General features: G+C 45.6%; 9 protein-coding genes. 7 read left to right on the top strand and 2 right to left on the bottom strand.

Features of this window, described 5'->3' with window-relative positions:
• The first annotated feature begins 5 nt into the window (after positions 1-5).
• On the top strand, positions 6-1,196 hold the full coding sequence (gene ccmI / locus ICN44_RS02525) for a c-type cytochrome biogenesis protein CcmI (protein ID WP_216262549.1): 1,191 nt from the start codon (positions 6-8) through the stop codon (positions 1,194-1,196).
• Between the two features lie 4 nt (positions 1,197-1,200).
• Here the strand turns inward: ccmI and ICN44_RS02520 are convergent, their stop codons facing one another.
• Positions 1,201-1,962: an SDR family oxidoreductase gene (locus ICN44_RS02520; RefSeq protein ID WP_216262654.1), complete on the bottom strand. Its 762-nt coding sequence runs from the start codon at positions 1,960-1,962 to the stop codon at positions 1,201-1,203.
• A gap of 115 nt (positions 1,963-2,077) precedes the next feature.
• Between ICN44_RS02520 and ICN44_RS02515 the strand changes: the two genes are divergently transcribed.
• From ICN44_RS02515 to ICN44_RS02505, 3 genes are read left to right on the top strand one after another with little or no spacing between them, the layout of a single operon-like run.
• Positions 2,078-3,379, top strand: a complete 1,302-nt coding sequence (locus tag ICN44_RS02515; protein WP_216262548.1) for a TAXI family TRAP transporter solute-binding subunit — start codon at positions 2,078-2,080, stop codon at positions 3,377-3,379.
• Positions 3,380-3,392: 13 nt separating this feature from the next.
• Positions 3,393-4,358 (top strand): tripartite tricarboxylate transporter substrate binding protein, encoded by a 966-nt coding sequence (locus ICN44_RS02510; protein WP_216262547.1) that lies wholly within the window; start codon positions 3,393-3,395, stop codon positions 4,356-4,358.
• Between the two features lie 32 nt (positions 4,359-4,390).
• Positions 4,391-5,146 (top strand): 2OG-Fe dioxygenase family protein, encoded by a 756-nt coding sequence (locus tag ICN44_RS02505; protein ID WP_216262546.1) that lies wholly within the window; start codon positions 4,391-4,393, stop codon positions 5,144-5,146.
• Positions 5,147-5,157: 11 nt separating this feature from the next.
• Here ICN44_RS02505 and ICN44_RS02500 read toward each other — a convergent pair whose 3' ends face one another.
• Positions 5,158-6,141 carry a tripartite tricarboxylate transporter substrate binding protein gene (locus ICN44_RS02500; protein ID WP_216262545.1) on the bottom strand — a complete coding sequence of 328 codons (984 nt, stop codon included), beginning with the start codon at positions 6,139-6,141 and terminating at the stop codon, positions 5,158-5,160.
• An 85-nt stretch (positions 6,142-6,226) separates the two neighbouring features.
• Here ICN44_RS02500 and ICN44_RS02495 point away from each other — a divergent pair, with 85 nt between their 5' ends.
• The 3 genes from ICN44_RS02495 to ccoS are packed head-to-tail and all read left to right on the top strand — an operon-like array spanning position 6,227 to position 10,128.
• Positions 6,227-7,462 (top strand): MFS transporter, encoded by a 1,236-nt coding sequence (locus ICN44_RS02495; RefSeq protein WP_216262544.1) that lies wholly within the window; start codon positions 6,227-6,229, stop codon positions 7,460-7,462.
• Entirely contained in the window at positions 7,459-9,939 is a 2,481-nt protein-coding gene (locus tag ICN44_RS02490; RefSeq protein WP_255537347.1) for a heavy metal translocating P-type ATPase, read from the top strand. The genes ICN44_RS02495 and ICN44_RS02490 overlap by 4 nt, the downstream gene beginning before the upstream one ends.
• 9 nt (positions 9,940-9,948) lie before the next feature.
• A complete protein-coding gene (ccoS, locus tag ICN44_RS02485; protein ID WP_072583711.1) occupies positions 9,949-10,128 on the top strand; it encodes a cbb3-type cytochrome oxidase assembly protein CcoS in 180 nt (59 codons plus the stop codon).
• Positions 10,129-10,160 lie beyond the last annotated feature (32 nt).

The raw sequence follows: 10,160 nt of genomic DNA, 5'->3' as shown, positions 1-10,160 counted from the left end.
AATAAGTGACTAGCTTTTTGATCCCCGCCTTTTTACTCCTGGTTCTGGTATTGGTGCTATTGCTGCACCCATTCATCTTTCCCGCGAAGAGCTCGTCGACATCGCGTCGTCAGATGAATGCCACCATATACCGAGAAGAGTTGGATAAATTAGAGCTTGAATATAAAGCTGGTGCAATCACTTCAACTGATTATGAAATTGCGCATGCTGAAATGCGTCAGAGACTCTTTCAAGACACTATTGAAGAGGATGACCGAGAGGTTGCGGGCTCTTCAAAGAAGACTGCAATCGGCCTTTGTATCTTTATCGCGTTGCTCTCATCGGCACTGTATTTCTCCTTGGGGGATGTTGTTCGGGTAGCCCAAAACAATTCTGAAAAACCAGTCACCCAAGAGGGTGTCGAAAAAATGGTGGCTGAATTTGCCATCAAAATGGAAAAAGATCCTGGCAACTTAAAGGGCTGGGCGATGTTAGCTCGCTCCTATCGAATCTTGGGCCGTGATGAGGATGCTGCCAAAGCGTACGCACGTGCTGGTAGCTTTATTGATTCTGATCCGCAATTGTTAGCCGACTATGCAGATATCTTGGCAAGCAATGCAAATGGGAGTTTTGTTGGGAAGCCTTCGCAGTTGATTAATCAGGCATTAAAGCTGGACCCCAATAACATGATGGCACTTTGGCTTTCTGGAACCGCATCTTATAACGCTAAAAATTACAAGGCAGCGTTGCAGTCCTGGGAGAAGCTTGCGCAACAACTCCCGCCCAATACGGATGAGGCGCGTGCTATTCAAGAATCCATTGCTGAGGCGCGCTCTAAGGGTGGCCTAAATAGCTCAGCGCCGATTGCTTCAACCGGAAATGGTATTAGCGGTAAGATTGAATTGTCTGCTGATCTTAAATCTAAGATTAAGCCTGGCGACATTGTGATGGTGATTGCACGTAAACCTGGTGAGCGTATGCCGGTGGCTGTCTTGAAAGTGCCTGCAACCAACTTTCCTATGAGCTTTACATTGAATGATTCCTTAGCCATGAATCCCAGTGCACCCCTTTCTCAACTATCTGAGGCAAGTATCGAGGTGCGGATTTCTAAGACTGGGATGGCGAAACCGGAAGCGGGGGATTTAATCTCTTCAGTGCAGACAATTAAAGTCGGCACAACCAATGTTCGCCTACTAGTCGACCAAGTTCGCCAGTAAGGTTTTAGCCTCTACCCACAAACGGCATGTTGGTTGCCATAATGGTCATCGACAGAATATTGCTTTCGAGTGGCAGTTGGGCCATATGCAGTACAGCCTCACCAACATGATCAACATCCATGCGTGGCTCTACCTTAATCGATTGATCTGCCTGCAGGATTCCAGCAGCCATACGTTCAGTCATCTCTGTTGCAGCATTGCCGATATCGATTTGACCGCACGCGATATTAAAAGGGCGCCCATCTAATGCAATGGTTTTAGTTAAGCCGCTGATGGCATGTTTGGTTGCCGTGTAGGGTGCTGACATTGGACGAGGTGCATGCGCAGAAATTGAACCATTATTGATAATTCTGCCACCTTGTGGAGATTGCGCTTTCATCATACGAATCGCTTCTTGTGAGCACAGGAATGCACCACAGAGGTTGGCATTGACTACATTCATCCATTGCTCATAACTCAGGTCTTCCATTGGTATGGCCGGGGCTCCAATACCAGCGTTATTGAAGAGTACATCAATGCGGCCAAATTTATTGCTAAGTGCCGTGAATAGCTTTTTGACTTCATCGGGTTTGCCAACATCGCAAGCAACCGCTAGACAGTTACTTTGATTACCGCCAATATCAGCAATAGCCTTTTCTAATCTATCTAGATTGCGTCCAGTAAGGACCACTTGATAGCCTCCCTTGAGGAGGGCTTTGGCAGCCGCACGCCCAATACCAGTTCCCGCACCGGTGACTAGGGCTACCTTAGTTTTTGCTGAATTCATCATGTTCTTTAGGGCTGCTTAAAAGCATCATCTTATCGTGATTTATTGGGCCTGTTTTGAAACCTTTGCCTATTGCTTTGCTCGGGGCATAATGCAAAAAACACAAGAGATTTCCATGAATTTCATCAAAAGACAAATTTATAACCCTATAGCCCTTGTAATCAGCTTTTTTGCGCTACTGATCATTTTCTTTGGCGTACTCTGGATCTTGGTTCCTCCGCCTCCCAAGTCGATTGAAATGGCCACCGGCTTTCCTTCTGGGCTTTATTACCAGTTTGGTGAACGCCTAAAAACGGAAATAGCTAAAGAGGGTGTTGATCTCCATTTGCGATCCACTGGTGGAACCTTGGATAACTTAACCCTTTTAAATGATCCTAAGTCTGGGGTTGATTTTGCAATGGTGCAGGGCGGTGTTGCTAATGTTGCCGAATATCCAAATTTGGTTTCGATAGCCGGTATGTTTTATGAGCCTATTTGGGTGTGGTATCGAGATGCTGCATTCAAAAGTGATGGCGGGCAACTCACTATCTTGAACCAATTAAAAGGTAAGAGAGTTTCGATAGGTAATGAAGGAAGTGGTACTTTAGTGCTCGCTAAAGATTTATTTCGAGCTAGTGGCATTTCTGAAAATGAGATTAGTCTAGAAAAACTCAAGCCAGATGACGCAATTGAAAAATTAAATAATGGCCAATTGGATGCAGTATTTATTGTGGCCGCAGCTGAGGCACCAATTCTGCATAAGTTTTACTCTGTTCCGGGTATTCGTTTGATGAACTTTGATCAGGCGGATGCTTACACTCGTAACTTAACCTATCTCTCTAAGGTGGTTGTACCTAGGGGCTTGTTGAGTATTGAGTTTGACCAACCACGTCAAGATATTCAGGTGATGGCAGCCACTGCTACTTTGGTTGCCCATGATAATGTCAGCCCGGCCTTGGTATCGCTTTTGCTTGGGGCTTCCTATGATATTTTGAAAACCTATTCTCGCCTACAAAAAGTGGGTGAGTTTCCATCTAGCTCAGGCTTGGATTTCCCTTTACATGTAGATGCAGAAATCTATTTAAAAGATGGACCTTCATTCTTACATCGCCACTTACCATTTTGGACGGCAGTTTGGGCGGGACGCTTTGTCAAAATTGTGATTCCCCTATTGGTTATTCTGATTCCGCTATTTACTTACATTCCTTCAACCAAGAACTTCTTCTTACGTTTGAAGTTAGCTCAGGTATATGAAGAGCTCAAGGTGATTGAGAAGAATTCCCAAAATCCAGCGTTAAAAGAAAAGAATTTCAAAGATCTTGAGGATATAGAGAGGCGCGTTGGAAATATCAAGGTATCCATGTTGGATGCCAAAGAACTATACGACCTCAAAGGGCATGTGGGTGAAGTGCGTCACCGCCTAAATTTGGTTCATTAAAAAGGATGTAGATATGAGTAGGCTAATTCAACATCTATTTTTAGCTTTAGGCTTACTTGCCTCTATTGGAGTTCAGGCACAGACCTACCCAAGCAAGCCTATATCCATGGTGGTGCCTCAGGCGGCAGGCGGCACTAACGACATTGTGGCGCGTTTAATTGCACCATCATTTGGTGAAGCTATTGGCGCCTCGATTGTGGTTGAAAATAGACCTGGTGCTGGCGGTAATATTGGTACCCAAAGTGTTGCACGCTCACCTAAGGATGGCTATACCTTACTGCTCACCATTAATAGTGCGCAAGCTATCAATCCTTCTTTGTATAAAAATCCTGGCTTTGATCCTGTAAATGATTTTGTGCCTTTGTATTACATTGGAGCAACGCCTTATGTATTAGTTTCTCCACCAGGATCTCCTTATAAAACATTGGCGGATGTCGTGGCTGCGGCTAAGAAGAGGCCTGGAGAGTTGTCATATGCATCAGCTGGTAATGGCACGATTAGTCACTTATTAGGTGCCATGCTCAATGCGAGCGCTGGTATTGACATGCAACATATTCCTTACAAAGGAGTAGCCCCAGCAATTAATGATGTATTAGGTGGACAAGTGCCACTTGCATTTGCGAGCTTACCCTCTGCACTCAACTACATTAAAGCAGGGAAGCTTCAGGCGATTGCGATTAGCTCTGCGAAGCGTTCTAGTGCTGCGCCTGAAATTCCAACGATTGCAGAAACTTATCCTGATTGTGTTGGTGAGGTATGGGTAGCCATCTTTGCCCCTGTTGGTGTTAGTGCGGATGTAATAAAGAAGGTACAGGCAGCGATGGAGAAGACCCTATCTAAATCAGAAGTGCGTGAGAAACTATCTGCACAGGGCTTGGATCTTGCACCCGTTCCAACTAATAAGTTGAGCGCTTTACTAAAGGATGAGTTGGCTAAGTGGGCAAAAATTGTGAGGGCATCTGGGGCACAGTTGGATTAACGCATTTTTGCTGCTTGACCTAAAATAGACCCATGACAATTACTGGCCTTGCGCCAACACTGACCCCCCTCAAGCAGATTGATCAAGCTTTGCGTGATGACGGCTTTGCAGTGGTGTCCGCTGAGACGGTTGCTGAGTTTAGCAACGTAGATCTATCCAAGCTTCAAACTCTTACCAAGTATTGGGAAAACTTGCCCCGCGACCCTTATTTAAAAGATGGTGGGCGCTATCGCTTTCGTCGACATGCTAGCTATGAGATTAAGGGCGATGAGCTCACCTTGGTTCCACATCGCGCACACTGGCAATCACTGGATTACAACGCATTGCATGGTGGAATTGAGCGCTGGTTTGAGCCTATTCAAGGTGAGTTATTAAGTAATGCTGCTTGGCAATCTGTCTTGCTCGGGCTTGCACATCTCTTGAATAGCCTAAAGCCTGTGAATACTTGGTTTGTTGAGGCGCATCAATTTCGAATTGATACTACTGATGGTATCGGACGTCCAACGCCTGAAGGCGCTCATCGCGATGGCGTTGATTTTGTAGCAGTCTTCTTATTAGGTCGAGAGGGTATTAAAGGTGGCGAGACCAGAATATTTGATACCTCTGGCTCCGCAGGATTGCGTTTCACACTCACGCAACCTTGGTCTCTTTTGTTAATGAATGATCAGCGCATGATTCATGAATCAACCCCAATTCAGCCATTAGCAAAATATGGTTATCGTGATACCTTGGTTCTCACTTACCGCTCTAATGGTTTTCAAGACTCCCCAAATCGAAGTCAACAATAACGCTGCTAGGTTTATTCTGGCTCCATGCCAGCTTCTTTAATCGCTTTGGCCCACTTAGCAGTTTCTAGTTTGATCTTTTGGCCAAGAGCCTCAGGCATTCCTGGCTGAGTTTCAAAACCATTTGCAGAAAGTCGATCTGCCAAATCTTTTGATTTAGCCGCATTGTTAATTGCTTGGTTTAGCTTGAGAATAGCGTCCTTTGGCATGCCTGCAGGCCCAAATGCCGCAAAGAATGAGATGAGTTCATATCCTTTGATGCCTAGGGCTTCATTGACTGTAGGTAGCTCGGGAATCGCCGGCGAGCGCTTCAAAGAGGTAACAGCTAGCCCACGGATTTTGCCTGCTTGTACCTGAGGTAATGAGACCCCAAAGTCGGATGTGAACATATTCACCTGACCGCCAATTAAATCAGTCATAGCATTAGGGCCGCTCTTGTAAGAGACCCCAATCATTTTAATATCAGCAAAGTTTGCCAGCATTTCTGATGAAACGCGCTGTGATGTACTTGCATAAGCAAAAGTCATTTTTCCTGGATTAGCTTTGGCTAGAGAAACAAAGCCATTGAGTGATTTGGCGGGCACATCATTATTGATGGCAATAATGAGTGGAGCAGATCCAAAAAATCCAATGGGAGTAAAGGCAGTGTCTTGGTTATAGGGTAAATTTTTAACCAAGCTCTTCAGCGCGGCATTGGTGCTATTGGTTCCGAACAAAATCGTATAGCCGTCTGCGGGGGCCTTGGCCACAAAATCTGCACCAATCAGGCCATTTGCGCCAGGGCGATTTTCAACAACTACGGGCTGGCCTAATGACTCAGACATTTTTGCCGCAAAAGCGCGTCCAATTTGATCGGTTGTACTGCCAGGTGCAAAAGGAACAATCGCTTTAATGGGTTTGGAGGGGTAGCTATCCGCTGATGCCAGGGTACTTGCGAAGCTAATGATGAGGCCGGCCCCGATCTGTAATAAACGAACTATCAAAGATTTGCTATTCATACTGTCTCCGTCTTGTTTTCAATAGTGTAGCGGGTCTAATTCGTTCTGGGCGAGTAGAATGAGTTCACGTTTCTACTGACTAACTATGCGCTTTCGTTCAGCTGGCTATACCCCTCTTATGCTTTTGGCACAAACCTGTGCTTTATTGGGTTTTGCTTGCTATGCTGTCGTGTTAACGACTTTGCAAGAAGAGTGGCATCTCAGTAATTTGCAGTCAGGTCTGATTGCGAGCGCTTTTTTCTTTGGTTACATGCTTGCCGTTCCATTAGCTACGGCTTTAACAGATCGGGTAGACGCGCGTAAGGTGTATTTAATAGGTGGTCTCACAGCAAGCTGCGGTCTTTTGGGTATGAGTCTGTTGGCTTATAACTTTTGGACGGCCCTACTTTTTATGGCGTTGAATGGCGCTGGTCTTGCTGGTACTTATATGCCAGGCCTCAAGATTTTGTCAGACCGCATCCAATCGGGAGAGTTAACTAGACATATTGCGTTCTATACCGCCTTCTTTGGCATCGGTACTGGATTTTCGTATTTGTGTTCTGGTTGGATTTTGAATGCGCTTGGTTGGCACTATGTATTTGGTTTGATTGCCTTAGGCCCATTTAGCGCATTTCTGATTGTCTTGTTGCTAATTCCAGCGCTTCAGCATGAAAAATGGCAGGGGCCGATCAATATCCGTCTGCACGATATCTTTCCAGTGGATAAATGGAAATTAGTTTTACAAGACAAAAATGCATCAGGCTTTATTTTTGGATATACCGCACATACTTTAGAACTCTTTGCTTCAAGAAGCTGGATTGTTGCCTTCTTTGCTTTTTGTGCAGTTGCTTCTGGCGAAGATTTCTTTCTGACTGCAACCACTTTAGCTGGAGTGATTAATTTCTTTGGCGTGCCATCTTCTATATTGGGTAATGAAATTGCTTTGAGAGTAGGGCGTCAAAAATGGGTGTGCATTGTGATGCTAACTAGTGCGGTATTAGGGATTGCATTCGCTTGCTCAACTGGCCAGTCGTGGTGGTTGATTGTTGCTTTGGCTATCGGGCACGCTATTTTCATCATGGCAGATTCCTCAACGCTCACTGCAGGCTTGGTAATTAGTGCGCAAGAAAATATCAAGGGCGCTGCAATGGGCCTGCACTCATTGATGGGGTTTGGTGGTGGTCTATTGGGCCCCGCCATTTTTGGTTTTGTTTTGGATATTTCCGGTTCACGTACTTCACAAATTGCCTGGGTATGGGCATACGTTGCCGTAGTCATGTGGGGTGTTCTGTTTGTGATTTATGAGCGACGTAGGGGCTGGGGTAGTTCAGTGCGCGTATGAGTAATCAGATGAATGAGCAGATAAATGAGCAGATAAATGAGCAGATGAGCAAGAAGAATGCTTTAGTTTGCTATCACTGTTCAATCCAGATTCTCCCAGGGGAACTCATTGAGGCGGAACTGGGTGGCGAGGCGCGTCCATTCTGTTGTCCAGGTTGCATGGCAATTGCGCAAACAATTCATGGAGAAGGCCTAGAAGTTTTTTATGCCAGACGTTCTCAATCGGGTGATAAGCCGGCGGCCTATCTTGCAAGTGATGAGATTCCGGAGAAGCTTAAGCCCTATGATGATCCTTCATTGCGAGGGCGTTTCACTCGTCCATCTGGAGGGGAGGGTGATCTTGAAACCACTTTACGTTTAGAAAAAATTCGATGTGCAGCTTGTGTTTGGCTGTGCGAGCAACATTTACGTCGTAATGCAGGTGTTAAGGATGTGCAAATCAATTATGTTACTCAAAAAGTAATGGTTCGTTTTTCTCCAGATAAAACGAGCTTAGCAAGATTACTTTTTGAAATTGAGCGCATTGGTTATGAGGCTTGGCCATTTGAACCCTCCCAATCATTAGATCGCGCTAAAAAGGAAAGGCGCCACCTTCTTTTGCGACTAGGTGTAGCAATGCTGGGCATGATGCAGGTCATGATGTATGCCTGGCCTACGTATGTCGGCGCCGACATTACTCCGGAATTTGAGATTCTTTTAGGTTGGACTAGCTGGTTATTGACTGTTCCTGTGATGGTCTACTCAGCAGGTCCAATATTCCAGGCGGCTTGGCGAAGTGTGCAGTCTTTTAAGCAAACGCATATGTTGGGAATGGATGTTCCTATTGCATTGGCTTTAGCTTTGGCATTTATTGCGGGCACTATTAATTTAGTTGCTGGTGTTGGGCATACTTATTTTGATTCCATCACCATGTTTGTGGCATTTATCTTGGCGGCCAGATATGTGGAGCTATTAGCAAGACAAGATGCGCAAGGTGGAGCAGAAGCCTTAGCTAAACAACTGCCTGCAACATGTGAGCGGGCATTGAACTATCCAGCATTACAAGAAATTGAAGTGGTTCCCGTGGTTAATTGCAATCCTGGGGAAGTATTACGAGTTTCTCCAGGGGAAGTGGTGCCTGCTGACGGTGTCCTGATTGAAAATGTGAGTGCTTTAGACGAGTCTTTGCTCACAGGCGAATCTAAGCCGGTTGAGAAAAAGATTGGTGACCGTGTATACGCCGGTACCCACAATATTCTCAATCCATTGTTCATGCGAATTGAGGCAGTGGGGCAATCAACCCGCATTGCTGGAATTGCTTCCTTATTAGATCAAGCATTACTTGCTAAACCAGTCATGGTGAGTCTGGCTGAAAAGTGGACGGCTTATTTTGTTGCTTTTTTACTGTTCGGTGCCTTTGCTTCATCCGCTATTTGGTTGTACTTTGACCCTAGTCGTGCGTGGACAGTTTTAGTTTCTGTTCTAGTTGCTAGTTGCCCTTGTGCGTTATCGCTAGCAGTTCCAACTGCTATGGCAGCAGCGCAAGGTGCGGTAACTAAATTAGGTTTACTGATTGTGCGTGGTCATGTGATGGAGGGTTTAGTAAAAGCAACTGACTTAGTGTTAGATAAAACCGGCACATTAACGATGGGTCAGCCAGAATTGCAAGAGGTCATTAATTTGCGTGGGGGCTATCGACGTGAAGATGCCTTGGCCTTGGCTGCGGCATTGGAGGCAGGGCAAAGACATCCGTTGGCACTTTCTTTGATGCGTGCCGCTACTGCTGAAAATTTATCTTTACCTACATTGAGTGAACCAGTGATTAATCAACTGGGAAAAGGATTAAGTTCGGGCGAGTATCGCTTGGGAAGTGCCATATGGCTCGAGGTAGAGCAGAGTGCGCAATTAGGGCAATACGGTCAGGTGCATTTAGCGGATGCGCAAGGATTGGTAGCTAGCTTTGTATTCTTGGACACGCCTAGAGCAGGATTAGAGCAATTTCTAAAAGTAGTGAAGTCGAGAAAGATTGCAGTGCATTTAGTTTCTGGTGATGATCGCGCCACGGTTGTATGGTGGGCTCAGCATGTTGGTATCCAGCACTATCAAGGCGGCTGTACGCCTGAAGATAAGTATGACTACATTGCAAGACTGCAAAAAGAAAATCGTTTTGTATGGGCCATTGGCGATGGTGTGAACGATGCACCTTTGCTTGCTCGTGCTGATATTTCTATTGCGGTTGGTGCTGGTGCACCATTAGCTGCTGCTGGAGCCGATGCAATTCTGACTGCTAGCTCTCTAGAGCCTTTAGCCAAGACTTTATTGTTGGCTGATAAAACTCAGGCAATCATCAAGGAAAACTTATGGTGGGCCTTAGCTTACAACTTGCTGGCTATTCCTGCCGCAATGATGGGCTTGGTAAATCCCTGGGTTGCCGGGATCGGAATGTCGCTTTCTTCATTGGCGGTGACTTTAAATGCCTGGCGTTTACGAAAAGCTTAGACTAGAGGGATGGAAAGTCTATTTCTTCTCATCCCTTTATCGCTGGTCTTAGTCGGCCTTTTGGCTTGGATTTTGCGCTGGTCCATTAAGAGCGGGCAATTTGATGATTTGGATGGTCCTGGACACGCTATTTTGATGGATGATGACACTCCAGCGCCCCAAAAAGTTAGTGAACACTCTCAAAAATAGCCGCATTGCTATTGGCCTAGAGAAATCTAGGG

It is taken from the genome of Polynucleobacter sp. JS-Fieb-80-E5 (genome assembly GCF_018882015.1).
Lineage (GTDB): Bacteria > Pseudomonadota > Gammaproteobacteria > Burkholderiales > Burkholderiaceae > Polynucleobacter.
The sequence above is the reverse complement of the archived record's forward strand: the minus strand, read 5'-3'. Positions and strand labels throughout refer to the sequence as shown.